19 protein-coding genes, 2 pseudogenes and 1 riboswitch are annotated in these 26,059 nt (G+C 73.6%); of the genes and pseudogenes, 6 read left to right on the forward strand and 15 right to left on the reverse strand.

What is annotated here, in order from left to right; all coding sequences use genetic code 11:
* Nucleotides 1–2: 2 nt before the first annotated feature.
* Together AB0J72_RS46115 and AB0J72_RS46120 are read left to right on the forward strand one after the other, a co-directional pair.
* Nucleotides 3–1,301, forward strand: a complete 1,299-nt coding sequence (locus AB0J72_RS46115; protein ID WP_344503909.1) for a DUF58 domain-containing protein — start codon at nt 3–5, stop codon at nt 1,299–1,301.
* Complete coding sequence (locus AB0J72_RS46120) at nt 1,298–3,781, forward strand: DUF3488 and transglutaminase-like domain-containing protein (protein WP_363411901.1); 2,484 nt, start codon at nt 1,298–1,300, stop codon at nt 3,779–3,781. The genes AB0J72_RS46115 and AB0J72_RS46120 overlap by 4 nt, the downstream gene beginning before the upstream one ends.
* Nucleotides 3,782–5,567: 1,786 nt before the next feature.
* Here AB0J72_RS46120 and AB0J72_RS46125 read toward each other — a convergent pair.
* Together AB0J72_RS46125 and dinB are read right to left on the reverse strand one after the other, a co-directional pair.
* Nucleotides 5,568–5,951 carry a DUF3040 domain-containing protein gene (locus AB0J72_RS46125; protein ID WP_363411903.1) on the reverse strand — a complete coding sequence of 128 codons (384 nt, stop codon included), beginning with the start codon at nt 5,949–5,951 and terminating at the stop codon, nt 5,568–5,570.
* A gap of 151 nt (nt 5,952–6,102) precedes the next feature.
* A complete protein-coding gene (gene dinB, locus AB0J72_RS46130) occupies nt 6,103–7,416 on the reverse strand; it encodes a DNA polymerase IV (protein ID WP_363411905.1) in 1,314 nt (437 codons plus the stop codon).
* A gap of 127 nt (nt 7,417–7,543) precedes the next feature.
* Between dinB and AB0J72_RS46135 the strand changes: the two genes are divergently transcribed.
* Complete coding sequence (locus tag AB0J72_RS46135) at nt 7,544–7,954, forward strand: hypothetical protein (protein WP_363411907.1); 411 nt, start codon at nt 7,544–7,546, stop codon at nt 7,952–7,954.
* Here the strand turns inward: AB0J72_RS46135 and AB0J72_RS46140 are convergent.
* The 9 genes and pseudogenes from AB0J72_RS46140 to thiE all read right to left on the reverse strand — a co-directional run.
* Nucleotides 7,951–9,099 (reverse strand): nucleotide pyrophosphatase/phosphodiesterase family protein, encoded by a 1,149-nt coding sequence (locus tag AB0J72_RS46140; protein ID WP_363411909.1) that lies wholly within the window; start codon nt 9,097–9,099, stop codon nt 7,951–7,953. The two genes, AB0J72_RS46135 and AB0J72_RS46140, sit on opposite strands and share 4 nt — an antisense overlap.
* Complete coding sequence (locus tag AB0J72_RS46145; RefSeq protein ID WP_344503903.1) at nt 9,099–9,821, reverse strand: methyltransferase domain-containing protein; 723 nt, start codon at nt 9,819–9,821, stop codon at nt 9,099–9,101. The genes AB0J72_RS46140 and AB0J72_RS46145 overlap by 1 nt, the downstream gene beginning before the upstream one ends.
* Before the next feature lie 20 nt (nt 9,822–9,841).
* The gene (gene thiC, locus AB0J72_RS46150) at nt 9,842–11,380 is read right to left on the reverse strand and encodes a phosphomethylpyrimidine synthase ThiC (protein WP_363411911.1); all 1,539 of its coding nucleotides are present in this window, start codon (nt 11,378–11,380) and stop codon (nt 9,842–9,844) included.
* Nucleotides 11,381–11,508: 128 nt separating this feature from the next.
* Nucleotides 11,509–12,345: a bifunctional hydroxymethylpyrimidine kinase/phosphomethylpyrimidine kinase gene (gene thiD, locus AB0J72_RS46155; protein WP_363411913.1), complete on the reverse strand. Its 837-nt coding sequence runs from the start codon at nt 12,343–12,345 to the stop codon at nt 11,509–11,511.
* A complete protein-coding gene (locus AB0J72_RS46160; RefSeq protein WP_363411915.1) occupies nt 12,342–12,857 on the reverse strand; it encodes a thiamine phosphate synthase in 516 nt (171 codons plus the stop codon). Before AB0J72_RS46160 ends, thiD begins: the two co-directional genes overlap by 4 nt.
* On the reverse strand, nt 12,851–13,597 hold the full coding sequence (locus tag AB0J72_RS46165; protein ID WP_363412006.1) for a thiazole synthase: 747 nt from the start codon (nt 13,595–13,597) through the stop codon (nt 12,851–12,853). The genes AB0J72_RS46160 and AB0J72_RS46165 overlap by 7 nt, the downstream gene beginning before the upstream one ends.
* 43 nt (nt 13,598–13,640) lie before the next feature.
* Entirely contained in the window at nt 13,641–13,847 is a 207-nt protein-coding gene (gene thiS / locus AB0J72_RS46170) for a sulfur carrier protein ThiS (protein WP_344504029.1), read from the reverse strand.
* Nucleotides 13,846–13,956: riboswitch (TPP riboswitch) on the reverse strand. (Overlaps the previous gene by 2 nt.)
* Nucleotides 13,957–13,981: 25 nt before the next feature.
* A complete protein-coding gene (gene thiO / locus AB0J72_RS46175; protein ID WP_363411917.1) occupies nt 13,982–15,034 on the reverse strand; it encodes a glycine oxidase ThiO in 1,053 nt (350 codons plus the stop codon).
* A gap of 545 nt (nt 15,035–15,579) precedes the next feature.
* Nucleotides 15,580–16,176, reverse strand: a pseudogene (gene thiE, locus AB0J72_RS46180) (thiamine phosphate synthase); the annotation flags it as partial.
* Nucleotides 16,177–16,188: 12 nt separating this feature from the next.
* On the opposite strand from thiE, the gene AB0J72_RS46185 reads away from it, so the two are divergent.
* Nucleotides 16,189–17,163 (forward strand): aldo/keto reductase, encoded by a 975-nt coding sequence (locus tag AB0J72_RS46185; protein ID WP_363411919.1) that lies wholly within the window; start codon nt 16,189–16,191, stop codon nt 17,161–17,163.
* 58 nt (nt 17,164–17,221) lie between these two features.
* Here AB0J72_RS46185 and AB0J72_RS46190 read toward each other — a convergent pair whose 3' ends face one another.
* Nucleotides 17,222–17,662: a hypothetical protein gene (locus tag AB0J72_RS46190; protein WP_363411920.1), complete on the reverse strand. Its 441-nt coding sequence runs from the start codon at nt 17,660–17,662 to the stop codon at nt 17,222–17,224.
* 171 nt (nt 17,663–17,833) lie between these two features.
* On the opposite strand from AB0J72_RS46190, the gene AB0J72_RS46195 reads away from it, so the two are divergent.
* Both AB0J72_RS46195 and AB0J72_RS46200 read left to right on the forward strand, forming a co-directional pair.
* Nucleotides 17,834–18,199, forward strand: a complete 366-nt coding sequence (locus AB0J72_RS46195; protein ID WP_363411922.1) for a hypothetical protein — start codon at nt 17,834–17,836, stop codon at nt 18,197–18,199.
* A complete protein-coding gene (locus tag AB0J72_RS46200) occupies nt 18,192–18,590 on the forward strand; it encodes a hypothetical protein (protein ID WP_363411924.1) in 399 nt (132 codons plus the stop codon). The genes AB0J72_RS46195 and AB0J72_RS46200 overlap by 8 nt, the downstream gene beginning before the upstream one ends.
* 3 nt (nt 18,591–18,593) lie before the next feature.
* On the opposite strand, the gene AB0J72_RS46205 is transcribed toward AB0J72_RS46200, so the two are convergent.
* The 3 genes and pseudogenes from AB0J72_RS46205 to AB0J72_RS46215 all read right to left on the reverse strand — a co-directional run.
* Nucleotides 18,594–21,917: an error-prone DNA polymerase gene (locus tag AB0J72_RS46205; RefSeq protein WP_363411926.1), complete on the reverse strand. Its 3,324-nt coding sequence runs from the start codon at nt 21,915–21,917 to the stop codon at nt 18,594–18,596.
* Entirely contained in the window at nt 21,917–23,455 is a 1,539-nt protein-coding gene (locus AB0J72_RS46210) for a DNA polymerase Y family protein (RefSeq protein WP_363411931.1), read from the reverse strand. The genes AB0J72_RS46205 and AB0J72_RS46210 overlap by 1 nt, the downstream gene beginning before the upstream one ends.
* 85 nt (nt 23,456–23,540) lie before the next feature.
* Nucleotides 23,541–24,119, reverse strand: a pseudogene (locus tag AB0J72_RS46215) (hypothetical protein); the annotation flags it as partial.
* Nucleotides 24,120–26,059 lie beyond the last annotated feature (1,940 nt).

Below are 26,059 nucleotides of genomic sequence, written 5' to 3' on the forward strand. Positions count from 1 at the left end.
GCATGCGGGAGGCGCTGCGGGGGCTCACCACCCGGGGCCGTAGCTTCCTGGCCGCCGCCGCAGCGGCCCTCATCGCGTCGCTGATCCTGGGCGAGCGCGACCTGCTCCGGGTGGCGGTGCTGCTCGCGGCGCTGCCGCTGCTGTCCGCCGCGTATGTGGGCCGCACCCGGTACCGGCTGTCCTGCAGCCGCACCCTGGACCCGCACCGGGTGCAGGTCGGCGCCAGCGCGCGGGTGATCCTCCGCCTGCAGAACCTGTCCCGCCTGCCCACCGGCACGATGCTGCTCGAGGACCGGCTGCCGTATGCGCTCGGCAGCCGGCCGCGGCTGGTGCTGGAGAAGCTGGGCGCGCACCAGGCGAGCTCCGTGGCCTACACGGTGCGCGCCGACGTCCGCGGCCGGTATGAGGTCGGCCCCCTGGTCGTGCGGCTCACCGACCCGTTCGGGCTGTGCGAGCTGACCAGGGCGTTCCCGTCGGTCGACCGGCTCACCGTCATCCCGCAGGTCGTGCCGCTGCCGTCGGTGCGCCTCGCCGGCGAGTTCGCCGGCTCCGGGGAGAGCCGGGCCCGGTCGGTGGCCGTGCACGGCGAGGACGACGCCGCGACCCGCGAGTACCGCTACGGCGACGACCTGCGCCGGGTCCACTGGCGCTCCACCGCCCGGACCGGCGAGCTCATGGTCCGCCGCGAGGAGCAGCCGTGGGAGAGCCGGGCGACGGTCGTGCTCGACACGCGCTCCACCGCCCACCGCGGCGAGGGACCGACCGCCAGCTTCGAGTGGGCGGTGTCCGCCGCGGCCAGCGTCGCGGTGCACCTGCGCCACGCGGGCTACAAGATGCGCCTGGTCACCGACGCCGGGGTCGACGTCGACGCGACCGAGATCGACGGCGACGGTCCCCTGCTGGATCAGCTGGCCGACGTACGGCTGGCGCAGCGCGGCGACATCGGCACGCTCATCGAGCGGGTCCGGCGGCGCAGCGACGGCGGGCTGATCATCGGCATCTTCGGGCTCCTGTCGTCGGCGGAGGCCGAGCTCCTGGCCGGGTTCCGGTCCAACAACGCGACCTGCGTCGCCCTGTTCATCGACTCCTCGACGTGGCTCAACCTGCCGACGGCGGCCCGCGAGGAGGCCGACAAGGCCCACGGCGTCGCCTCCCTCGCGCTGCTGCGCAGCGGGTGGCGGGTCGTCGAGGTGCCGCACGGTGCGAAACTGCCGGCACTGTGGCCACAAGCGGGACGGGGGTCGCAGGGCTTCGCCTGGCGGGCCGCGTCGGCCGAGAGCGTCGCCGGAGGCGTGCGGTGAACCAGCGCAAGCACCTGACCCTGATCGCGGCGGGGTCCGCCTACCTGTCGGCGCTGCCGCTGTTCAACGTCTTCGAGGAGATCACCTGGGCGGTCCGGGCGTTCCTCGTCGTGGCCGCCATGTGCGGCGTGGCGGTGCTGGTCCGCAGCCTGCGGGCGCCGACGTGGGCGCCGAGCGCCGCGATGGCGGTCGCCGCGCTGTTCGGGCTGACCTGGCTCTACCCGAGCTCCACGGAGTACATCGGGATCATCCCCTCCCCCGGCACGCTCAAGCACTTCGGCCAGCTGCTGAGCACCGCGTCGACCGAGATGAGCGAGTTCGCGACGCCGGTCGGTGACCGGCCCGGCTTCCTGTTCCTGGCCACGCTCGGCGTAGCGGTCGTCGCCCTCGTCGTCGACCTGTTCGCCGTCGTGCTGCGCCGCCCCGCCCTCGCCGGCCTGCCGATGCTCGCGATCTACTCGGTGCCGGTCACCGTCACCGCCGAGAGCACCAGCTGGCTGCCGTTCGCGCTCGGCGCCGTCGGGTTCCTGTGGCTGCTGGTCACCGACAACGTCGACCGGGTCCGCCGCTTCGGCCGCCGCTTCACCGGCGACGGCCGCGACGTCGACCTGTGGGAGCCCTCGCCGCTCGCCGCCGCCGGCCAGCGCCTCGGCGCGGTCGGTGTGATCGCGGCCGTGCTGCTGCCGCTCGTGCCGTTCGCGATGCCCGCCGGCGTGATCGACTCGATCGGCGCCGGCGCGGGTGGCGGCGGCGGGATCGGCCCCGGCGGCAAGAACGGCAAGCAGGTCAGCATGTTCGCCCTGCTCTCCGGCCAGCTCAACCGGGACAAGTCCTTCGACATGGTCAAGGTGACCAACGTCAGCAACGACCCCAACCCGTACTACCTGCGCTTCAACGTGCTCGAGGAGCTCACCAGCAAGGGCTTCAACGCCAAGCCGATCACCGGCGGCAAGAGCGTCAGCGCCGGCCTGGCCGCCCCCGGCTGGAACGGGTCCGTGAAGACCACCACCCACAAGGCCAGCATCGAGGTCACCAACGAGCTGGCGATCTACTTCCTGCCGATCTACACCTGGCCGACGAAGCTGGAGAAGATCGACAACAACTGGTCCTTCGACCCGAACACCGCCGTCGTGTACTCCAGCAAGCAGACGACGGCGAAGAAGAAGTACACCGTCGAGTACACCCGCCCCGAGATCAGCCCCGACGACCTGCGCAAGGCCGCGCCGATCAAGGAGAACGACCCGGCGGTGCACGGCACCCTGACCGTCCCGGCCAACAACACCGTCAAGGACAAGGTCGCCGAGCTCACCAAGGGCAAGACCACGGAGTACGACAAGGTCAAGGCGATCTACGAGTACTTCTCGCAGGCCAACGGCTTCGTCTACGACACGAGCACCGGCTCGGACACCAGCGGCTCGGCCATCGCCGACTTCCTCAAGAACAAGCGCGGCTACTGCGCCCAGTACGCGGCCGCCTTCGGCTGGCTCCTGCGCGAGGCGAAGATCCCGTCCCGGGTCGCCTTCGGCTTCGCCCGCGGCGGCACCCGCCAGGGCCAGACCATGACGCTCACCAACTTCAACCTGCACGCGTGGACCGAGGTGTACTTCCCGGGCTACGGCTGGCTGCCCTTCGACGCCACGCCCCCGCAGGCGATCGGCGGGTCGGTCTCCACGTCGTACCTGCCCAACGCCGCCAGCGAGCAGATCGACCCGGCCGACGAGAACCTCCGCAACCGCCCCGGCGGCGCCCCGAGCAGCAGCGCCGAGGCCGCCCCCGCCGGCGACAGCGGCAACAACCCCGGCAACGTCGGCGGCGTCGGCCCCGACACGCAGGACGCCACGCTGGTCTCGGTGCTCGCCGTCGGCGGCGCCTGGCTCCTGGGCAGCCTGCTCGTCGTGGCGCTGCTCCTGTCCCCGGCCCTCGTCCGCAACCGCACCCGCCGCACCCGCCTGACGGCCGCGGCCGCGACCAAGGACGTGTCGGGCGGCCCGCCCCCCGAAGGCGCCCCACCGGGCGTCATGGTCCTGCTCGCCGACGACGGCGAGGCCCGCTCCCAGGCCCACCACGCCTGGGACGAGCTGGTCGACACGATGGTCGACTACAACGTCCTCGTCGACGACGCCGAAACCCCCCGCGCCACGGTCAACCGCCTCGTCACGAAGGAACGCCTCCGCGACCAGGCCGAGCAGGGCGTCCGCCTCCTGAGCACCGTGGAGGAGCACGCCCGCTACGCCCGAACCCCCCTGACCGGCGGCCAGCTCCGCTCAGCCGTCGACGACGTCAGGACCGCGTTCGCCGCCCGCGCCACCCGCAAGACCCGCATCCTGGCAGTCCTCCTGCCCCCGTCGGTCCTGCGCCGCTGGCGCGCCGCCACCACCCAACGCTCCAGCAACGCCACCCTGGCTCTCGGCCTAGCCTGGGACAAACTCATGCGCGCCATCAGCGTCCGCCGCTTCGTAGCCCGCCGCGCCGACCGCTGACCCACCCTCACCCACCAGGCGCCCCGGACCCTCACCCGTCCGGGGCGCCTCTCTCACCCCCGGCCACAGCGCCGGGGACGGGACAGCCCCGCCCCTGGCGACAACCCCAGCCCAGACGACAGCCCCGGCCCAGGCAACACCCCTTGCGACAGCGACGAGACAGCCCCGGCAACAGCCACGGCCCAGGCGACAGCCACAGCAACGGGGACCGGGACGGGGAGAGCCCGCTACAGCCACGGCGACGGGAACAGCCCCTGCAACAGCCTCAGCCCAGGCTAGCCTCGGCCCAGCCAGGCCAGGGCGACCTGCGTCCGGGTCGCGCCGAGGCCACGGCGACGGGCACGGGACAGCGACGGCCTAGGCGACAGCCCCTGGCCTAGGCGACAGCGGCGGCCAGCTGACAGCCCAGGGGACGGGCACGGGACAGCCTCGGCGACAGCGACGGCCCAGGCGATAACCACGGCCCAGGCGACAGCCACAGCAACGGAGACCGGCACGGGGAGACCCCCGCGACAGCCACGGCCCCCGGCGACAGGGACAGCCCCCGGCGATTGCCACAGCGACGGGGACGGGGAGAGCCCGCGACAGCGACGGCGACGGCGACGGCGACAGGGACAGCCCCGGCAACAGCCACAACCCAGGCAAAGCCTCAGCCCAGGCCACGGCGACAGGGACAGCCAGGGCCCCGCAACAGCCGCACCTAGGCAGCCACGGGGGACGGCGACAGCCACTGCTCAGGTCATGTCCAGAGCGAGAGCGCCCACCGCGACCACGCCCGCGCGCCGGCACCATTGCCCCTGCCGTCACCCCTGATCAACTTCCTGCACTGGCACGGACAGCGACCGTCATGACCTAGTCCCCCCGCGACCGCACCGGCAGGACACCCACCGACACGATGATCCAAGGCCAGATCCGGTCACCCCGACAGCCAGAACCGTCCTTCGATCAACCCACCAACGCCACCCTCACCGCCGCAGCACCCCTCGACACAGCGATCAGAGGACACAACCAGCCACGCCAGCACCCCGGCGCCGTCCTCTGATCAACCCACCCCGCAACGACCAGCAACGCGAGCGCCGCACTCAACGGCTGCTCACCCTCAACCCGGCAGCCGGCGCGAAGCCATCGTCCGCGGCCCACCGTGCCAACTGCCCCCACCCGAACGCCACCGACACACCCCGGCCAACACCAGGCACGCCGAACCAACCCCGCGGCGAACCACCCCACGACCGGACTAACCCGCGGCTGAGACAACGCGCCTGGCCAGACCGCGGCACGGGATGACCTGCGCCGTGCTGGTCCCGCGGTGAGATGCCCCGGGGTCGATTGCCTGGGGCGGAGTGGCTCTGGGCGGGTCGCCCCGGGGTGAGCTGGCGGGGAGGGTGACCTGAAGGGTGAGCCGCAGCGCAGGCACGGCGCAGACCAGGAACGACGCAGGCCAGATGCGACGCAGGCCGGGCAGGACTCCACACCAGGCACGACCCCAGACCAGGCGCGACGCGGACGAGACCAGGCGCGACGCAGCGCAGGACGAGAGGCAGCACGAGGCGCGAGGCAAGGCGCGGCGCGTCACGAGGCACGACTTGAGGCCCGGGGCGGCGAGGCGCGAGGCCCGGGGCGGCGCGGGGCGGGGCGGTCAGGGGCGAGACAGCCCGCCCCGCGGTGCCGGGGCGGGCTGGGCAGGGTGTGGGGCGGGGCGGTCGACGGAGGAGTTCCGTGGGCTGGGCAGACGGGCAGGCGCGTCGACGAGGAACCGTGTCGACGCGCCCTGCCTGGCCCGGGTGGGTCAGGCGTCGCCTTCAGGGCGGCGGCGCCAGCGCTCTTCCAGGCGGTCGACCAGGCCGCCCCTGCGCTGCCGGGTGCGGCGTGTGGCGGTGCCGCCGACGGCGTGCAGGTCGGTGCTCTGTCCGCGGCGGTACGCCTGGACGCCGAAGACGAGGGCGCCCAGCATGACGACGAAGCCGCCGACGCCGAGGGGTGGGATTGAGATGGCGACGCCATAGACCAGTAGCGCCATGCCGGCGAGTAGGAGCACCGCGGCGGCGATCATCCGACGCTTGGCATGGAACCGCGGGTCGGTGGCTCGCACCGCCGAGGCAAACTTGGGGTCCTCGGCTAGCGACCGCTCGATCTGCTCGAACAGCCGCTGCTCGTGTTCCGAGAGCGGCACGGCACTCCTCCCCGGTCGCGAAGGTCGACCCTGATGGACCGACAGTCCGGCACAGCCCGTCGGGCTGCGTACTGGCAAGTTTACGAGGGGCTCACCGGGTCGGAAAGCGGGACGATGGTCCGGCCGTGCCGATTTTCCGTCGAGTCGTGCTCTATCTGCCCCCATTGTGGCGTGTCGGCGGTCCGGAAGGTGGGTCGGGGGCGGGTGCGGCGCCGTTGCCGTCGCCGCGGAGGCCGTCGCCGCGCAGGAGACTGGCGGGCTTGACGAGGCCCGCGCCGAAGCGGGCGGCGACCGCGTCGGCGGCGCGTTCGGCGTCGCGCCAGCCGTGGTCGCGCTCACCGAGCGTCATCTGGCGTGGCGCTCCGTCAGCGGAGGTGAGGCTCTCGACGCGGACGCCGATGAGGCGGATGCGCTCGCCAGGGCGGGCGGAGGTGAACAGGGCCCACGATATCTCGAAGATCTCCCGGGCGACGTCGGTCGGGACGTCTACGGTGCGTGACCGGCTGAGCGTCTGGAAGTCGGCGAGCCTGATCTTGACCGCGATGGTGCGGCCGGCCTGGTCGGCGTGGCGGAGGCGCTGGGCGACCTTGTTGGACAGGGCGAGCATCGTGCGTCGGATGATTGACAGGTCGCTGACGTCGACGTCGAACGTGGTCTCGGCGCCGATCGACTTCTCCACGTGGTCGGGAATCACCCGTCGGGGGTCACGCGCCCACGACAATTCGTGCAGATGGTGGGCGGCGGCGTCACCGACGGCGGCGCGGAGCATGCCGAGCGGGGCGGCGGCGAGGTCGCCGACGGTCTTCAGGCCGAGCCGCTGGAGGGTCTCGGCGGTCCGGTCGCCGACGCCCCACAGGGCGCTGACGGGCAGCGGGTGCAGATACCGCAGGGCCAGGGCGGCCGGGACGACGGCCATGCCGTCGGGCTTGGCGCGGGTCGAGCCGAGCTTCGCCATGAACTTCGTCGAGGCCACCCCGACGGAGCAGGTCAGCCGCTGCTCGGTGGCGACCCGGCGGCGGATCAGGGCGGCGATCTCGGCGGGCCGGCCGAGCAGCTTGCGGGCGCCGGCGACGTCGAGGAACGCCTCGTCGAGCGACAGCGGCTCGACCAGCGGCGTCACGTCGCGGAAGATCGCCATGACGGCGCGGGACGCCTCCGTGTAGGCGGCGAAGTCGGGCGGCAGGAAGACGGCGTGCGGGCAGAGCCGCTGCGCCCTGCTGCCGGGCATGGCGCTGCGCACCCCGAACCGGCGGGCCTCATAGCTGGCGGCGGACACGACGCCGCGCGGGCCCGCGCCGCCGACGATGACGGCCTTGCCGCGCAGCTCCGGGCGGCGGCGGATCTCGACCGACGCGTAGAACGCGTCCATGTCGACGTGCAGCACCGTGCAGCCGGTGTCGTCGGCGTCGGGTCCGAACTCCCCCGCACCCGAACCGTCCCTCGGCACCACCTGACTCCGCCCCATGCCCGCACTCTAACCAGACCCCCCGACAAAAAACGGCAAGCGAGACCCGGCAAGAAACGGCAAGCCAGACCCCGGCAGACAAGCGGCAGCGTTTGACGGGAAGTTAGGATTGCCTTACCTTCCTGAGATGCCCCTACTCGCGCTGACGTCGCCGCTGGCGCCCGTCGTCGCGGCCGTGGAAGGGCTCAGGCTGCAGCATCCGGACCTCGTCCGCTGCGTCGCCCGGGGGTTGATGACCAGCGGCGGCGACGGCTGGCGCCCCGGCACGGACCGGTGCGCCCTCGCCGTGCTCCTGGTCGCGGGCTGGACCGGGGCGCGCAGGGTGCCGCTGCCGGCCTGCGGCGAGACGTTCCTCAACCAGGCCGGCCAGCTCGGGATCCGCCGGGCACGGGTGGCGGTCCTCCAGGACGACCCCGTCGCGGGAGCACCCGGCGTGGTGGTCGCCGCGTCGAGGCACGAGCTGCTCCAGATCGTCCTGGAGCACGCGGTCGACGCGGGTCCGGAGCTGCGCAGCACACTCCGGAAGCTGAAGGCCTAGCTGCGCACCACCAGCAGCGGGATCTGCATCTCCGCCGCCGTGCTCGACCCGTGGAACGCCACCATCTTCGTATACCGCAGCGGCTCGTGCTCCGTCGCCATGATCGCCCACCGCTCGTGGCAGATGACGACGACGTCGCCGATGCGGGCGAGGTGCTGCTGCGGGATCGGCCCGAACCAGCCTCCCGCGACCGCCTCGGCGCGGCTGAGCACGGTGGCCCGGTCCCCGAGGACCCCCCGCCAGGTGGCGATGACGTCGTCGTGCGCGCCGGGGACGGCGTGCAGATACCGCACCCGCGGCTCACCCGCGACGACCGCGACGCCGGTCCGCAGCCGGGCGTCCTGGTCGAGGTCGAGGCGCCGGTCGGCGGGGATGTCGACCTGCCCGTGGTCGGCGGTCACGACGAGCGCCGAGTTGGGCGGCAGCCCGTCGACGAGGCGGGTGAGGAGCCGGTCGGCGTCGGCGACGGCCGTCCGCCACTCGCCGGTCCCGATGCCGAAGTCGTGCCCGGCGCGGTCGACGTCGGGCAGGTACCCGTACACGAGGCGGGAGGACCGCAACGCGAACAGCATCGAGGCCGCGACCTCGTCATAGGCGATCCCGGCGCCGAACCGGGCCCCGCGGTAGGCGGACACGGACAGGCCGGTCCGCTCGAACTTCGGGTTGCTGACGACGGTGGGGGCGAGCCCCGCGTTGCCGGCCCGGGTGAACGCGGTCGGCAGCGGCTGCCACTGCGCGGGGTCGGGCTGGTCCTCCCAGTGCAGGTGGTTGACGAGCTTGTCGGTGCCGGGCTGGTTGAGCACGATGCCGACGATGCCGTGGGCGCCGGGCGGGGCGCCGGTGCCGAGGGTGACGAGGCTGACCGGGGTCGTCGACGGGAACCCGGCGGTGATCGAGCGGGCGGTGCCGAGCCGGCCGCCGAGGAAGTCGGTGATCGTCGGCGCGTGGGGCGCGGCGACGCCGAGCTGGTGCCAGCCGAGCCCGTCGAGGAGCAGCACGGCGACCCGGTCGACGCCGGCGAGGGCGGCGCCGAGGCCGAGGGCGTCCCGCTCATACGGCATCCCGAGGACGCTCAGCACGCTGGGCATGACCTCCGCGAGGCTCGCCTGCCCGTAGCGGGGTGCGACGGGGTCGAGCGGGCCCATCAGTGTCTCCTGCAGAGCAGGTGCAGCTGGGTGGCGATGTCCCGGTAGGGCGGGGTGCCGGCGAGGGCCAGCTCGAACGCCTGCAGCGCCTCCGGCTCGCTCTCCGCGACGCTGCCGGGCACCAGGTCGGCGATGATCCGGACGCCGTGGATCTGCTCGACCTCGAACCCGCCGCCGGTCAGCAGGGCCGTGGCGGTGCCGACGTCATAGCGCCGGCTGAGCCGGTCACGGGTGTCGCCGCGCCCGTCGGGGCTGGCGACGAGCAGCGACGCGGCGGCGAGGTGCCCGCCGATCGCCCTGGCGAGGACGGCGGCGGCCCGGTTGGCGACGACGACGCTGGCGGCGCCGCCGGGGCGCAGGGTCGCGGCGAGCGCGGTGACGACCTTGTGCGGGTCGTCGACCACCTCGAGCATGCTGTGGCACAGCACGAGGTCGACGCTGCCGGGCGGGACGAGGTCGGCGAGGCCGTCGCCGTCGCCCTGCACGGCGGTGATCCGGTCGGCGACGCCGGCCTCGTCGGCCCGCCTGGTGAGCGCGGCGAGGGCGTCGGGGCTGGGGTCGACGACGGTGACGGCGTGCCCGGCGCGGGCCAGCGGCACGGCGAACCCACCGGTGCCGCCGCCGACGTCGAGGGCGGTCAGGGGGTGGTCGGCCGCGGCGATCTCGCGTCGCAGGACCTGCCAGACCACCGCGGTGCGTGGCGACGCCACTGAGGACTCCACCCCCCGACCTTAATACCCACCTACGACACAACCGGCAGGTATACCTGCCCGCCCGACGCGACGAACTCCTCGGACTTCGCCTGCATCTCCAGCGACAACGACTGGCTGATCTTCATGGAACAGAACTTCGGGCCGCACATCGAGCAGAAGTGCGCCGTCTTCGCCGCCGACGCCGGGAGCGTCTCGTCGTGGTACGAGCGCGCCGTGTCCGGGTCCATCGCCAGGTTGAACTGGTCCTCCCAGCGGAACTCGAACCGCGCCTTGGACAGCGCGTCGTCCCACGCCTGCGCGCCGGGGTGGCCCTTGGCGAGGTCGGCGGCGTGCGCCGCGATCTTGTACGCGATGACGCCGGCCTTGACGTCGTCGCGGTTCGGCAGCCCGAGGTGCTCCTTCGGCGTGACGTAGCAGAGCATCGCCGTGCCGTACATGGCGATCATGGCGGCGCCGATCGCGCTGGTGATGTGGTCGTACGCGGGCGCGACGTCGGTGGTGAGCGGTCCGAGCGTGTAGAACGGCGCCTCGTGGCACCACTCCATCTGCAGGTCCACGTTCTCCTTGATCTTGTGCATGGGCACGTGGCCGGGGCCCTCGATCATGACCTGCACGTCGTGCCCCCACGCCACCTTCGTCAGCTCGCCCAGCGTGCGCAGCTCCGCGAGCTGCGCCTCGTCGTTCGCGTCGGCGATCGAGCCGGGGCGGAGCCCGTCACCGAGGGAGAAGGCGACGTCGTACCGGGCGAAGATCTCACACAGCTCGGCGAAGTGCGTGTACAGGAAGTTCTCCTCGTGCCGCGCCAGGCACCAGGCGGCCATGATCGAACCGCCGCGGGAGACGATGCCCGTCACCCGGCCGACGGTCATCGGCACGTACCGCAGCAGCACCCCGGCATGCACGGTCATGTAGTCGACGCCCTGCTCCGCCTGCTCGATGACGGTGTCGCGGTACGCCTCCCAGGTCAGCTTGAGCGGGTCGCCGCCGACCTTCTCCAGGGCCTGGTAGATCGGCACGGTCCCGATCGGCACCGGCGAGTTGCGCACGATCGCCTCGCGGGTGGCGTGGATGTGCTTGCCGGTGGACAGGTCCATGACCGTGTCCGCGCCCCACTTCGTCGCCCAGGTGAGCTTCGCGACCTCCTCCTCGACGCCGGAGGAGACCGCGGACGTGCCGATGTTGGCGTTGACCTTCACCAGGAAGCGGCTGCCGATGACCATCGGCTCGCTCTCCGGGTGGTTGACGTTGTTGGGCAGGATCGCCCGCCCGGCCGCGATCTCGTCGCGCACCAGCGACGGGTCGACGCCCTCGCGGATCGCCGCGAACTCCATCTCCGGCGTGATGATCCCCTGCCGCGCGTAGTACAGCTGCGTCCGCTCTCCCCCATGATCGCCGCTGCGGGCCGCGATCCACGGCGCGCGCAGCGGCGGGAGGCCGGCGGGCGGGTCGTTCAGCGGGCCGCTGGTGTCGTAGAGGCGCACCGGCGGGTTGCCGCCGCTCAGCTCGACCTCGGCGAACGGCACACGGATGTCGTCGCGGGACCCCTGGACGTGGACCTTGCGCTTCATGGCGCATCCTTTCGTGGGCTGTGGGCACGGCGAAGCGGGCACGCCATGAGGCGCACCTGTTCGCGTTTTCGGCAGATGTACTGAGCGAGCGGGCCGGACCAGAAGATCCGCGGGCCGGACCTGGTGGGTTACGGAAGCGGGCCGGAGAAGGGACCCCACGCGAGCGGACCGTGCCCGGCGCCGAGCCGCCAGCCGGACGAGGCGCTCAAGGCCGACTGCACGTACTGCTTCGCCCCGGCGAGCGCCTCGGCGAGAGGCTCCCCGAGCGCGAGCCGGGCCGCGGTCGCCGCCGCGAACGTGCACCCGGTGCCGTGGTTGTTCGCGGTGTCGACCCACGGCAGCGACAGCAGCTCGACGGTGCCGCCGACGCAGACGACGTCGACGGCGTCGCGGCTGCCGCGCAGGTGGCCGCCCTTCACCACGACACACTTCGGTCCGGTCGCGGCGAGGTCCTGGGCGGCCTTGATCGCGTCGTCGACGTCGGTGACGTCCCGGCCGAGCAGCACCGACGCCTCCCGCAGGTTGGGCGTGACGACGGCGGCGTGCGGGAAGAGCAGGTCGAGGTACGCGCGTTCGGCGTCCCGGGTGAAGAGCCGGTCCCCGGACGACGCGACGAGCACCGGGTCGACGACGAGGCCGGGCAGCCGCGGCGCGTACGACGCGACGAGGGCGACGGTCTCGGGTGTGGCGAGCATGCCGGTCTTGACGGCGGCGACGGGCAGGTCGGCGAGGACCGCGTCGAGCTGCGCCCCGACGAACCCGGGGTCGACGGCGGAGATCCCCCGCACGCCGACCGTGTTCTGCGCGGTGAGTGCGGTGATCACGCTGGTGCCGAAGACCCGGTGCGCGGCGAACGTCTTCAGGTCCGCCTGGATCCCCGCACCCCCACCGGAGTCGGACCCGGCGATGGTCAAGGCGACGGCCGGGTTCACGCCGTCACCTCCGCTGCGCTCCGGGCCGGTCACGCGGTCATCAGCTCCTTGACGAACCTCGCGGGGTCGTCGGCGCGCATGACGGCGCCCATGACGGCGACGCCCGCGGCTCCCTCGTCGAGGCAGTCCCGGACCCTGGCCGGCGAGTCGACGCCGCCCAGGGCGTACACCGGCAGCGGGACGACCAGCGCCATCCTGGCGAGCGCGGCCAGCCCCAGCGGGGGGCCGTAGCCGGGTTTGGACCGGGTCGGGAAGATCGGCGACAGGGTCGCGAACCCCACCTCCGCCTCGGCCGCGGCGAAGAGCTCCGCCTGGTCGTGGCACTTGCGGTACGCGGCCGTGTCCTCCGCCAGCACGAGCCGGCCCTTGACGCCGTCGAGCATGCCGCGGAGCCGGTCGGCGAGGTCGGCGCGGGCCCCCTCGGGCAGGTCCTGCTCGCCGAGGACGACCAGCCGCGCGCCGCCGTCGATCGCCCGGTTGACCACCTCGTCGAGCGGCCGGTGCGCCTGCCGGCGGTCGGTGAACAGCACCAGCCTCGTCACCATGGCAGTCCCCCCATCGGGCTCGAGGCGGTCGCGTACAGGCGGCGCGGGATCCTCCCGGCGGTGTGCGCGAGCCGGCCCGCCTCGACCGCGAGCCGCATCGCCTCCGCCATGCGCGCGGGGTGCTCGGCGCGGGTGACCGCGGTCGCGAGCAGCACCCCGTCGCAGCCGAGCTCCATGGCGAGGGCCGCGTCGGAGGCGGTGCCGATCCCGGCGTCGAGGATGACCGGCACGGCCACCTTCTGCCGGATGAGCGCGATGTTGTGCGGGTTGCGGATGCCGAGGCCGGAGCCGATGGGCGCGCCGAGCGGCATGACCGCGGCGCATCCGGCGTCGGCGAGGCGCTGGGCGAGGACCGGGTCGTCGGTGGTGTACGGCAGGACCGTGAACCCGTCCTCGACGAGCCGCTCCGCGGCGGTGACCAGCTCGACCGCGTCGGGCAGCAGCGTCTCCTCGTCGCCGATGACCTCCAGCTTGACCCACGCCGTGCCGAACGCCTCCCTGGCCAGGTGGGCGAGCTTCACCGCCTCGGTCGCCGTGTAGCAGCCGGCGGTGTTGGGCAGCACCCGGACGCCGCACCGTTCGACGACGTCGAGCAGCGACGGCGCGCCCGGGTCGAGCCTGCGCAGCGCGACCGTGACGAGCCCGGTGCCGCTGGCCCGGATCGCGGCCTCGAGCGCGGCGTGGCTGGTCGCCCCGCCGGTGCCGAGGATGAGCCGCGACGGCAGGTCCTCCCCGGCGATGCTGAGCTTCGCGCCGTTGGCACCACCGGTGCCGTTGCCGAGGTCAGCCACCTTGGACCGCCGTGAGGACGTCGATGGTGTCGCCGTCGACCGGCCTGGTCCCGGCCCAGTCGGCCCTCGGCACGACGGACCCGTTCAACGCGACGGCGACGCCCCGCGGGTCGGCGACCCCGGCGAGGCCACGGACGACGTCGGCGACGGTCGCGGTGTCGTCCACATCGGCGGCGACCGCGTTGACCACGAGCTGCATACGGCTCACTCCTGACTCCCTGCGCCGGCATGATCCGGATCAGGTTCGACGGTCGGGGGCTGACAGCCCCCCTCTCAGCCCGGTCATACCGGACTCCCGTGGGGTACGAGCTGACCATAACCCCGCCGCGGTCCTCAGGTAAAGCGGCCCACCCCGTACGCGCTGATGTCCACGTCCGTCGATCCCTTGGTGACCAGGTCGGCGACGGCGTGCGCGGTGACCGGCGCGAGGAGCACGCCGTGCCGGTAGTGCCCGCCCGCGACGTACACGTTGCCGGGCGGGTGCCCTTCGAGCCGGCCGAGGATCGGGGCGTTGTCCGGGGTCCCGGGGCGCAGGCCGGCGAGGGTCTCCGCGAGCGCCAGCTCGGCGACCCCCGGCAGCAGGTCCGCGGCCGGTCGCAGCAGGTCGAGCACCCCACCGGCGGTCACCGTCGTGTCGGCGCCGCGCTCCTCCTCCGTCGCCCCGACGACCAGCTCCCCGTCGGCGCGCGGCACCAGGTACACGTGCCGCCCCAGCGCGACGCCCCGCACGACGTGCGTGAGCAGCGGCTCGGCCCCCCGCAACCGGAGCAGCTGTCCCTTCACCGGCCGCACCGGCAGCCCGGTCAACCGCCCGATCCCGATCCCGTTCGCGACGATGATCACATCGTCCCGCAGGCTGGACAGGTCCTCGACGTCCCGCTCCACCCACGTCACCGGCAGCCGCTCCGACCGCAGCGCGGCGAGCAGCAGCCGCGGGTCGACCTGATGGTCGCCGGCCGCCTTCGCCCCGCCGCGCACCCGCGGGCTGAGCATCGGCTCCAGCTCCCGCAGCTCCCGCCCCCGCAGCGGCTCGACCGGCAGCCCCGCCCGCAGGTAGTAGTCGACGAGCCGCCGCACCTCGGTGAGGTCGTCGTCGGTGAGCGCGACGAGCAGCGTCCCCTCCGTCCGGTACCCCAGCGGCATCCCGGTCGCCGCGCTCAGCTCCGCCGCGAACCCGGGCCACCGCCGCATCGACTCGAGCATCAGGCCCTGCAGCGCCTCCTCCCCGAAGCTCGCCTCGGCCGCCGGCGCCAGCATCCCCGCCGCGACCCGGCCCGCCCCCCGCCGCGGGTCCCGGTCGTACACGGTGACCTGCTCCCCCCGCCGCGCCAGCTCCCACGCGACGCTGAGCCCGACGATCCCTCCCCCGACGATCCCGACCTTCACGCCACCCCTCCAGCCGGACCCTGCCCCGACGCCGCATGCCCATCGGCGTGGCCGGCGCCCAGCGAGCGCGACCGACCGCCTTCCCCAGACGGACGGAGGCCGTCACCTTCGAACGGGCGGGACCCGCCGCCTTCCCCGGATGAATCCAGACGCAAGCGCCCGGATTTATCCGGCATTTCGCTTTTGTCCGGTGCAGGGATGACGGTCGAAGTGGTCATGGAATCAGCTGCGGGAGCAGTCGCGCTATCGCCCGCTGAACTGGTCGCGGCCGGTCCGGACATGGAGACGGCAGACCCGGTCGCCGACCCGGCTGCGGGGGGTGCGCACACGGAGTCGGCAGTGGACGGAGCAGCAGTGGACGGAGAAACGGCGGAAGGGTCAGCGGCAGAAGAGGAGCGGCCGACCGAGGAAGCATCGCCCGCCGAGGAGGAGCCGGGAGCGGGGGGATCGCCGGCAGGAACACCGACTGCAGACGCAGCGGCCGGGGAAGGCGGTGCCGGGAGGGAGGCGGTTGACGGAGGGGCGGCGGCGAGGGCCGCGGCGAAGGCGGCGGCCGCCGCGGCCGGGTCGGGGGCGGTGCTCATCGCGCCGACCACGGCGACGGCATGGGCGCCCGCCGCGAACAAGGTCGCGGCGCGGGACGGGGTGACGCCGCCGATGGCGATGACCGGGACGTCGACGGCCTCGACGACGGCGCGCACGCCGGAAGGGCCGATGGCGGCGGGGAGGCCGGTCTTCGTGGTGGTCGAGTACGCGGGGCCCACGCCGAGGTAGGAGGCGCCGTCGGCGACCGCCTGGCGGGCCGAGACGGGGTTGCGGGCGGTCGCGCCGAGGATCGCGTGCGGGCCCAGGACGCGGCGGGCGGCGGACACGGGCAGGTCGTCGGCGCCGACGTGGGCGCCGTCGGCACCGGCGGCGAGGGCGATGTGCAGGCGGTCGTTGACGAGGCAGACGGCGCCCGCGGCGCGGCAGAGGGCGACGACGCGCAGGGTCAGCTCGTACGCCTCACGGTCGGTGACGCCGTCCTCGGGGCGGACCTGGACGACGGTGAAGCCGGCGGCGAGCGCGTGCCCGACGACGCCGAGGACGTCGCGGCCGGGCCGGGTATCGGTGATGAGATGAAGTCGTCCTAGCACCGCGATAGTTTTTCAGACATGAAGCAGGTGCGACTTGGCCGGACCGGGCTGAAGGTCTCCGAGATCTGTCTCGGCATGATGAGCTACGGCGATCCCGCGTGGCGTGACTGGGTGCTCGACGAGGAGGCCGCGGACCCGTTCGTGCGGCGTGCCGTCGAGGCCGGGATCACGTTCTTCGACACCGCCGACGTCTACTCCCTCGGCGCCAGCGAGACCGTGACGGGGCGGCTGCTGGCGAAGTACTTCCCGCGCCGCGACGACTACGTGCTGGCCACCAAGGTGTACAGCGTGATGAGCGACCGGCCCAACGACTCCGGGCTGTCGCGCAAGCACATCCTCGCCGGCATCGACAACTCGCTGCGGCGGCTCGGCGTCGACCACGTCGACCTGTACCAGATCCACCGCTTCGACCCGGAGACCCCGGTCGAGGAGACCATGGCGGCGCTGCACGACGTCGTGCGGTCGGGGAAGGCCCGGTACATCGGCGCTTCCAGCATGTACGCGTGGCAGTTCGCGAAGATGCAGCACACGGCCCGGGCCAACGGCTGGACGGAGTTCGTGTCGATGCAGAACCACTACAACCTCGTCTACCGCGAGGAGGAGCGGGAGATGCTGCCGCTCTGCGCCGACCAGGGCATCGGCGTCATCCCGTGGAGCCCCCTGGCCAGGGGCATGCTGGCCGGCAACCGCGGGCGCGGCGACGAGCGGCGCACGACGAGGGCGGCGAGCGACGCGTTCAGCTCCATGTACACCGACGACGACTTCGCCGTCGTGGACGTCAACGCGGAGGTGGCCGGCGAGCGCGGGGTCGCCCCGGCGCAGGTGGCGCTCGCGTGGCTGCTGTCCAGGCCGGTCGTCACGGCGCCGATCGTGGGCGCGACGAAGCTGTCGCACCTGGAGGACGCGATCGCCGCGACCGGGCTGACCCTGGACGAGAAGGAGATCGAGCGCCTCGAGGCGCCGTACGCGCCGCACCCCGTCCTGGGCCACTGAACGGGTCACCGAAACGGCGAAAGGCCGGCCCGGGAGGGCCGGCCTTTCGCGGTGGAACTCAGTTGGAGGCGACACCGAGCGCGGCGCTGCCGCCGTCGGTGTGCAGCTCGGTGCCCGAGGCGAACGTGCTGTCGAGGCGGGCCTGCAGGGCGTCGAGCTGGTCGTACTCCGACGCCGACGAGTGCTCCGAACCCTCCGCGGCGAACACGTGGTCCGCGTTGGCCTCGTTGTGGTCGTACGAGGTGAAGTCCGACTCCTCGTACTGCGCACCCGACGGGTCCGTGAACGACACGTGGTGACCCTGGTCGAACGACGTCGACTCGGCCGACGCGGAGTCCTGCTCGTACACGCCGAAGTTCGAGTCGTAGTTGTTGTCAGCCGCGTGCACCTGGTGCAACTGGTCCAGCGACTCGTGGTCCGCACCGGCCTCCACGTGACCGTAGTCGGTGCCGCCGTCGTAGCCGTGGTCGCCGTTGTCGCCGCTGTCCCACTCGCTCATGTCATCCCCCAGCTCACTGATGTCCGTGTTGCCTTGCTGTCACCCAAGACGTTAGGCGTTCTCGGAAAGCATTGAATCCCCGAAACGTGCCACCGCCCAGCACAGTGCCAGGTAGGCGACAGTCCCAGCCCGGGGCGGGCGCTCCGGGGCCGCCGGATTACGCTGTCGGCCGTGATCGGGCCTCTGGCAGTCGCCGTGTACGTGCTGTCGCTCGCCCTCGCCGCCTGGGCGTTCGCCGAGTTCTTCCGGCACCGCGAGCCGACCCGCCCGCTGTTCCAGGGGCTGGGCGTCGTCGGGCTGCTCGTGCTGGCGCAGGTCGTCGCGCTCGGCATCGGGCTCGCCCGCGGGCACGGCCCCGAGGAGGGCGGCGAGGTCGTCACCCTCGTCGGGTACATGCTGACGGCGGTGCTCCTGCCGCCCGCCGGCGCCGTCCTCGCCAGGATGGAGCCGACCCGCTGGGGTTCCCTGCTCATCGGCAGCGCCGCCGTCATCGTGCCGGTGCTCATCCTGCGACTCGGACAGATCTGGAATGGCTGAGGACACCATCCACAAGGGCCCCGGCCGGGTCCTCGTCGCGATCTACGGCGTGTTCGCGCTCGCCGCGTCCGCCCGCGCCAGCGTGCAGATCGCGACGAAGTTCGGCGACGCGCCCCTCGCGTACACGCTGTCGGCGCTCGCCGCGGCCGTCTACATCGTCGCGACCGTCGCCCTGGCCCGCGGCGCCCGCCGGGTCGCGCTCGCCGCCTGCGCGTTCGAGCTGCTCGGCGTCCTCGCCGTCGGCACGCTCAGCGTGGTGGACGGCGCGGCGTTCCCGGACGCCACCGTCTGGTCCGACTACGGCCAGGGGTACGGCTACGTCCCCCTCGTCCTGCCGATCGTCGGCCTGTGGTGGCTGCTGCGGACGAAAGCGGGCAAACCAGCCGCATGAACGTCACCGGAAGTCGCGGGACGCCGACCGGATCGGCAGGCTCAGCGCCGCCAGGTGGTCGGCCCGCAGGTTGAGCACGCCCTCGACCTTCTCGAGGACGCCGCGGACGACCATGGCGTTCGCGGTCCGGGCGACTCTCCGGTACCGCTGCCAGAGCCCCGGTGTGCAGGTGACGTTGAGCATCCCGGTCTCGTCCTCCAGGTTGATGAACGTGACCCCGGCCGCGGTCGCGGGGCGCTGACGGTGCGTGACGATCCCGCCGACGGAGACCCTGCGCCCGTGCTCGACGGTGTGCAGCCGCTCCACGGAGTGCGCGCCGATCCGGTCGAGGTAGTCGCGCGCGAACTGCGCCGGGTGCGCGTCCGGCGCCAGGCCGGTCGCCCACACGTCGGCGATCATGCGCTCCACGGCGTCCATCCCGGGCAGCATCGGCGCCTCGAGACCGCCGGTCGTGCCGGGCAGCCGCCCTTCCGTCTCCCGCGCGGCCGCGCCCGCCGCCCACAGCGCCTCCCGCCGGCTGAGGCCGAGCCCGGCGAACGCGTCCGCGGTGGCGAGGGCCTCCAGGTGCGGGGTGGTGAGCCCGGCCCGCCGGGCGAGGTCGCTCATCGACGTGAACGGCCCGCCGCCGGCGCGTTCCGCCTCGATCCGTTCGGCGACGGCGGTGCCGAGGGACCGGACCGCGGACAGCCCGAGCCGCATGACCGGCCCGCCCCGCCCCCAGCCGGCGGGCCCGGCCACGAGGTCCTCCGACGGCAGGGGCGCCTCCAGGGTGGCGTGGGCGTCGCTGAGGTTGACGTCGGGGCGGCGGACGGTGACGCCGTGCCGGCGGGCGTCGTCGACGAGCGACTGCGGCGAGTAGAACCCCATCGGCTGCGCGTTGAGCAGCGCCGCACAGAACGCCGCGGGGTGGTAGCGCTTCAGCCAGGCGCTCGCGTACACGAGATAGGCGAAGCTCATCGCGTGGCTTTCCGGGAAACCGTAGTTCGCGAACGCCGACAGCTTGTCGAACAGCTCGTCGGCGAGCGGGCCGGCGATCCCGTTGCGGGCCATTCCTTCGTACAGGCGCTGACGGATGCGACGCATGCGTTCCATCGACCGTTTCGACCCCATGGCGCGGCGCAGCTCGTCGGATTCCGCGGGGGTGAACCCGGCGACGTCGATCGCCATCTGCATCAGCTGTTCCTGGAAGAGCGGCACGCCGAGGGTCTTGCGCAGCGACGGTTCCAGCAGCGGATGCGGATAGGTGACCTGCTCCTGTTTGTTCTTGCGGCGGATGTACGGGTGGACCGAGCCGCCCTGGATCGGGCCGGGACGGATCAGCGCGACCTCGACGACCAGGTCGTAGAACTCGCGGGGTTTGAGCCGTGGCAGGGTCGCCATCTGCGCGCGGCTCTCCACCTGGAACACCCCGACGGAGTCGGCCCGGCACAGCATGTCGTAGACCTCGGGGTCGTCCAGCGGCATGAGGGAGATGTCGAGCTCGCCGCCGATCATCTCGAACGCGTAGCGCAGCGCCGACAGCATGCCGAGGCCGAGCAGGTCGAACTTGACGAGCCCGGCGGCCGCGCAGTCGTCCTTGTCCCATTGCAGGACGGTGCGGCCCTCCATCCTCGCGTGTTCGACGGGGCACACCTCGATGACGGGCCGGTCGCAGATGACCATGCCGCCGGAGTGGATGCCGAGGTGCCGCGGGAAGGTCTGCAGCTCGTTGGCGTAGTCGAGGACCGGCGGCGGGATGTCGTCGACGTCGGCGGTGCTCACGTCGCCCCACCGTTCGACCTGCCGGCTCCACGCGTCCTGCTGCCCCGGCGAGTGCCCGAACGCTTTCGCCATGTCCCGGACCGCGGATTTCGGCCGGTACGAGATGACGTTCGCGACCTGGGCGGTGTAGTGCCGGCCGTACTTCTCGTACACGTGCTGAATGACTTTCTCGCGCTGATCGGACTCGATGTCGATGTCGATGTCGGGTGGCCCGTCGCGTTCCGGGGACAGGAACCGTTCGAACAGCAGCCCCCATTTGACGGCGTCGACGTTGGTGATGCCGAGCGCGAAACAGACCGCCGAGTTCGCCGCGGATCCGCGGCCCTGGCAGTAGATGTTGTTCTCCTTGCAGAACGTGACGATGTCGTACACGACGAGGAAATAGCCGGGGAAGTTCAGCTCTTCGATCAGGGCCAGCTCGTGCTCCAGCTGCGCGTGCGCTTTCGCGTTGCCGTGGTAGCGGTCGGCGGCTTTCGTCATCGTCAGGTGCCGCAGCCAGTCCATCTCCGACATGCCGGGCCGCGGCACCGGGTAGTCCGGCAGCCGGGGCGCGACGAGCTGCAGGTCGAACGCGAGCTCCCGCCCGTACGCGGCGGCCCTGGCGACGGCGCCGGGCCAGGCCGCGAACCGGGCCGCCATCTCCGCGCCGCCGCGCAGGTGGGCGGTGCCGGCGGCGGGCAGCCAGCCGTCGATGTCGTCGAGGCTGCGCCGGGCGCGGACGGCGGCGAGCGCGGTCGCCAGCCGGCGGCGGCCCGGGGTCGCGTAGTGGACGTTGTTCGTCGCGACCGTCGGCAGGTTCCGCGCGGCGGCGAGGTCGGCGAGGGCGTCGTTGCGTTCGTCGTCGTCCGGTCCGCCGTGCGACGTCAGCTCCACCGCCACCGATCCGGTGCCGAACAGCGCTACCAGCCGGTCCAGTTCCCGCGCCGCTTGCTCCGGGCCGTGCTCCAGGAGCGCCGCCGGGACGTGGCCTTTCCGGCAGCCGGTGAGGACCAGCGCGTGGTCGCGGAGGGCCGCCGCGGTCTCCTCCAGGTCGTAGACCGGCCGGCCCTTCTCGCCGCCGCGGAAGTGGGCCTCGCTGATGGTGCGGGCGAGCCGCGCGTACCCCTGCGGGCCGCGCGCCAGGACGAGCAGGTGCCGGCCGAGCGGGTCGGGTTCGCCGTTCTGCGGGCCGGGCAGCCCCAGCGACAGCTCCGCGCCGAACACGGTCCGGATGTCGAGCTCCCTGGCCGCCTCCGCGAACCGGACGACGCCGTAGAAGCCGTCGTGGTCGGTGATCGCGACGGCTTCCAGGCCGAGCCGGGCCGCGGTCTCGGCGAGCTCCTCGGGGTGGCTGGCCCCGTCGAGGAAGCTGAAGTTGGTGTGGCAGTGCAGCTCGGCGTACGGGACCGCGTCGGTGGGCCGTTCCAGCGGGGGCGCCGTGTACGCCTCGCGTTTGCGGGTCCACGCCGGCGAGTCCCCGCCGTCGCCGTCGTCGGCGGCGAGGACGTCGGGGTGGTACTCGCCCTTCCTGCCCGTCAGTCTCCGTTCGAACTCCCGCCAGGGGATGTCGGGGTTGCTGAATCCCATCAGTCGTAGAGTCCTTCCACGTGCCAGGCGCCGTCCTCGAGGACGGCCAGGACCGCCCGCTCGTCGGCGAGCCGGAGCTGGAACCGGACGCGGCGGCTGGCTCCCTCGTCGTCCCACCAGCGTTCGTCGACCGGCCACGGCCCGGCCCACGCGATCACCTGCTGCGGTTCCCCGCCCATCTGGATGTGCGCCGGGGCGCCGCTGAGCTCCAGGCGGCCGCTGACCCGCACCGGCTGCCCGTCCTTGTCGGTGACGGCGGCGGGCGGCGGCTCCCGGTACACGGTCGCCGGCGACGGTGACGGCAGCCGCCCCGGCCACGGCGCGTCGGTGCCCCGCGCGACCCGTTCGTCGCCGAACGCCACGAGCCGGATCCGGCTGCTGTCGGCGCGCCCGCCGTCGAGGACCGCGGTGAGGACCGCGTCGGGGCCGAGGAGCCCCTGGACGCGGGTGAGGGCCCGGTGGGCGCGGTCGCGTTCGTCGCCGGCCTCGCCCCACAGCCCCGGCTGGAGCCCGAGGTGCTCCAGCACCCCTTCGGGGACGAGCCGCAGCCGCGCGATCCCCCCGGTCGGGGTGTGCCTGCTCTTGAGCCAGCCGTCGAGCTGCCAGCGGACCCGGTCGGCGATCGCGTTGACGCTCAGCAGCCCGTCGTGCCGCCACGTCCGCAGCAGCTCCTGTCCCGTGACGGTGACCGCCTCGATCCCGAGCCGCGTGCAGGCGAGCCCGTGCCGCTGGAGCCCTTCGTGCAGCCGCTCGGCGAGGCCCCGGGCCGCGAACGCGGCGGCGTCGACCCGCTCGACCGGTTCGTCGAACGTCTCCGTCACGTCCAGGTCCGGCGGCGGCTGCCGGGGCGCGAGCGGCCGCTCGTCCCGCCCGCCGGCGAGCCGGTGCGCGAGCGCCGCGTCGAACCCGAACCGCGCCAGCACGTCCGGCCCCGGCAGCGCCGCGAACTCCTTGAGCGTGTGGATCCCGAGCCGCCGCAGCAGGTCGGCCAGCTGCGGCCGGCCGAGCGCGCTGATGCTCAGGTCCGCGAGGAACCCCGGCGTCTCCCCCGGCGGCACGAGCACCCCGGCCCGCGCGGCCAGCCCCGCCGCGAACGTCCCCTCGGCGACCCCGACCTGCGCCTCCACGTCGCACCGCTGCGCGATCTGCTCCACGAGCCGCTCGGCCGCCTGGGCCTCACCTCCGTAGAACCGCGCGGGCCCCCTGGCCGCGAGCGCGCACGCCCCCGGCCGCAGCGTCTCCACCCCCGGCGCGACCTCCTCGACCGCCGCGAGCACCGGCTCGAACGCCCGCATGTCCCGCCCCGGGTCGTGCTCCAGCACGATCAGGTGCGGGCACCGCCCCTGCGCCTCCCGTTTCCGCAGCCCCCGCCGTACCCCTTCCTCCCGCGCCGCCGGCGACGTGGCCAGGACCCGGTTCGCGTGCAGCACCGCCACCGGCTGCTCCGCCGGATACCCGTCCACGATCTCCGCCGCCACCACCGGCCAGTCGGGACACCAGATCACCATCGTCCGCGCCGCCTGCTCCGCCGCCGCCATGTCAGCCGACCCTTCGCAGGCCGGCGGCGGGGGCGGTGCGCGGCATCTTCGCGTCGCGGACGGGCGGCAGCGGCCCTTCCAGCGCCGGCAGCCACAGCGTCACCTCACGCGCGGCGCTCGCCGCTCCCCGGCCGCGGGCCTGGATCGTCAGCTCCCGGCAGCGCAGCCGCCCCCGCCCTTCGCCGAGCCCGCCCCAGGTCTGCTGGACCGGCGCCACCGTCACGTCCGCGCCGGCCCACACCCCGGCCGGCATGAGCACGCTGCCCCGCTGCCTGGCCCGCGCCGCCAGCCGCCCCGCCACCGCCGGCGCGACCGCCCCCGGCACCGCCGCCACCACGATGTCCACCCCGTCCAGCAACGCGGCGACGATGCTCGCCCACTCGGCCCCCGGGTCCGGCACCAGCGCCAGCCGCTCCAGCACCACCCCCATCTCCGCCGCCGCCACCGGATTCAGCGACGGCATCCCCACCACCGCACACCACGACCCGGCCCGGCTCGCCGCCGCCAGCAACGCCAGCAGCACCGACGACGTCTGCACCGCGATCGTCGCCCCCCGCCGCAGCCCCCCGCCCGGCAGCAACGCCCGCAGCCCGGCCAGCACCGGCAGCACCTTCCCGCCCCCGACCCCCGCCCCCGCCGCGTGCTCACTGGCCGGACGCACCACCCCCGCCCCGACCAGCCCGGCCAGCCCCCGCCCACCCCCGGCAGCACGCTCACCGGCCGCCCCCCGCCCGCTCCCGGTGGCCTGCTCACTGACGGGCCGCGCCACCCCCGCCCCGGCCGTCTCTCCGTCGCCGCGCCGCTCCCCGACCACCCGCAGCTGCCCGGCCGACCCGCCACCCCGGACCTCGCGGACGCCCTGGGCACCCTGCGCCTCCGGAGCTGTCTCAACCGCGGCGTCGACGCCGGCCGCTTCGACCAGCTCCCGCCCGCTCCCGCTGGCGTGCTCACCGGCGGGCCGCGCCACCCCCGCCCCGACCGGCCCCCGCCCGTTCCCGGCGGCGTGCTCGCTGGCCGGACGCACCACGCCCGCCCTGATCAGCCCGGCCAGCTTCCGCCCGGCTTCCTCTCCGTCGCCGCGCCGCTCCCCGACCACCCGCAGCTGCCCGGCCGACCCGCCACCCCGGACCTCGCGGACGCCCTGGGCCTCCGGAGCTGCCTCGACCGCGGCGTCGGCGTCGAGGGCCGGGACGGACTGCAGCCCCCGCCGGAGGGCAGCGTCGCTCGCGCCCGCAGCCCCGTTCACGACGTCGCCAGCGACGCGTGCGTCATAGGACCCGGCGGCCGCCGATGCCGACGTGCCAGCCACGGCACCTGCTCCCCCACTGTCGTACCGTTCTCCCCCGCCGCGCCCGGCCCACCGCTCCGGTGCCCCTGACACGACGCTGTCCCCACTGCCCTGCCAGCCCCTGACCCGAGCCGGTCCCGCGACCCGCTGTCCCAGGTCAGCGCACCCGCCACGCCACGGATGTCGCGCGATACACGCTCAGCTCGACCGCCACGCCTCGGAACATCACGAAGCGCCGCTCCACGCCTCCGCTCAGCACCGACCCGGCACAGCGACCGGCACGACCCGGACAGGCGGCCCGCTCACCTCGTCCACCGACGCCCGGTCCACCGCTCGCGCCATGATCGAAGGCCAGATCCGGCGATGCCGGCAGCCAGACTCCTCCTTCGATCAAGCCGGCCCCGCAACGTTCATCGTCCGGAGCGTCGTCCCACCCGGTCCGGCATCCGAACCCCCTCGCCGTCCCGACCGGCGGCGCGGCCCGACCGGACGCACACCCCGGCAACCCTCGACCACGCGAGCACGCAGCCCCGAACCCGCCCCCGTGACCACGGCACGGCCCCAGCCCGAACGTGACCCACGCCTCGAACCCGGGACAGGCCATCCCCGACCGGCAACCGGCCGCGACCGGGCACGACCGCGCGACACGGCGGCGCAGTGGACCGTGCCGGCATGAACGCCGAGCGTCGAGACCTGCGGCCCGTGGACTGAACGCCGCAGCTCAAAGCAGTCGTGTTTCAAGGCTTCACCGGGTTCTTCGACGCCGGACCGAGCCGCCTCCACTTCGGAACCGGCTGGGCGTGGGCGTACCGAGGCCATCCGTGGCCAGTTGCAAAGGAAACGACGAAGGCGGGCGATCACCCACCGAAACCCCACCTACCGGACAGCCCAACCGCCCCGGCCGATCAGGCCGGCCCGGTCTGCCTCTTCACTCCCGCCGACCCTGAGCAACCCGGTCAGCCCAAGTGATCCAGGCGATCCGGTGGTCCAGACAGTCCGGTGATCCAGGCAGTCCGGTGGTCCAGGCGGTCGAAGCGGATCGGCAGGTCCGGGCGGATTGGCAGGTCGAAGCGGATCGGCGGGTCCAAGCGGCCCGGGTGATCCAGGCGGTTCCGGCGGTCGAAGCGGGTCGGCCGGCCTCGGCGGGCTGATCGGTCTCGGCGGAGCGACTGGTCCCGGCGGTCCGGATGGTCCGGCTGGTCCCGCCGATCCGACCGGACCGGACCGGCCGGACAGGCCGAGCGGTGGGCCGGGCGATGGGCCGGCGGGCAGGCTGGACGGCGGGCCGAGCGGTGGCTGCCTGGTCCGGCGGTGCT

The organism is Dactylosporangium sp. NPDC049742, assembly GCF_040674675.1.
Taxonomy (GTDB): domain Bacteria; phylum Actinomycetota; class Actinomycetes; order Mycobacteriales; family Micromonosporaceae; genus Dactylosporangium; species Dactylosporangium maewongense.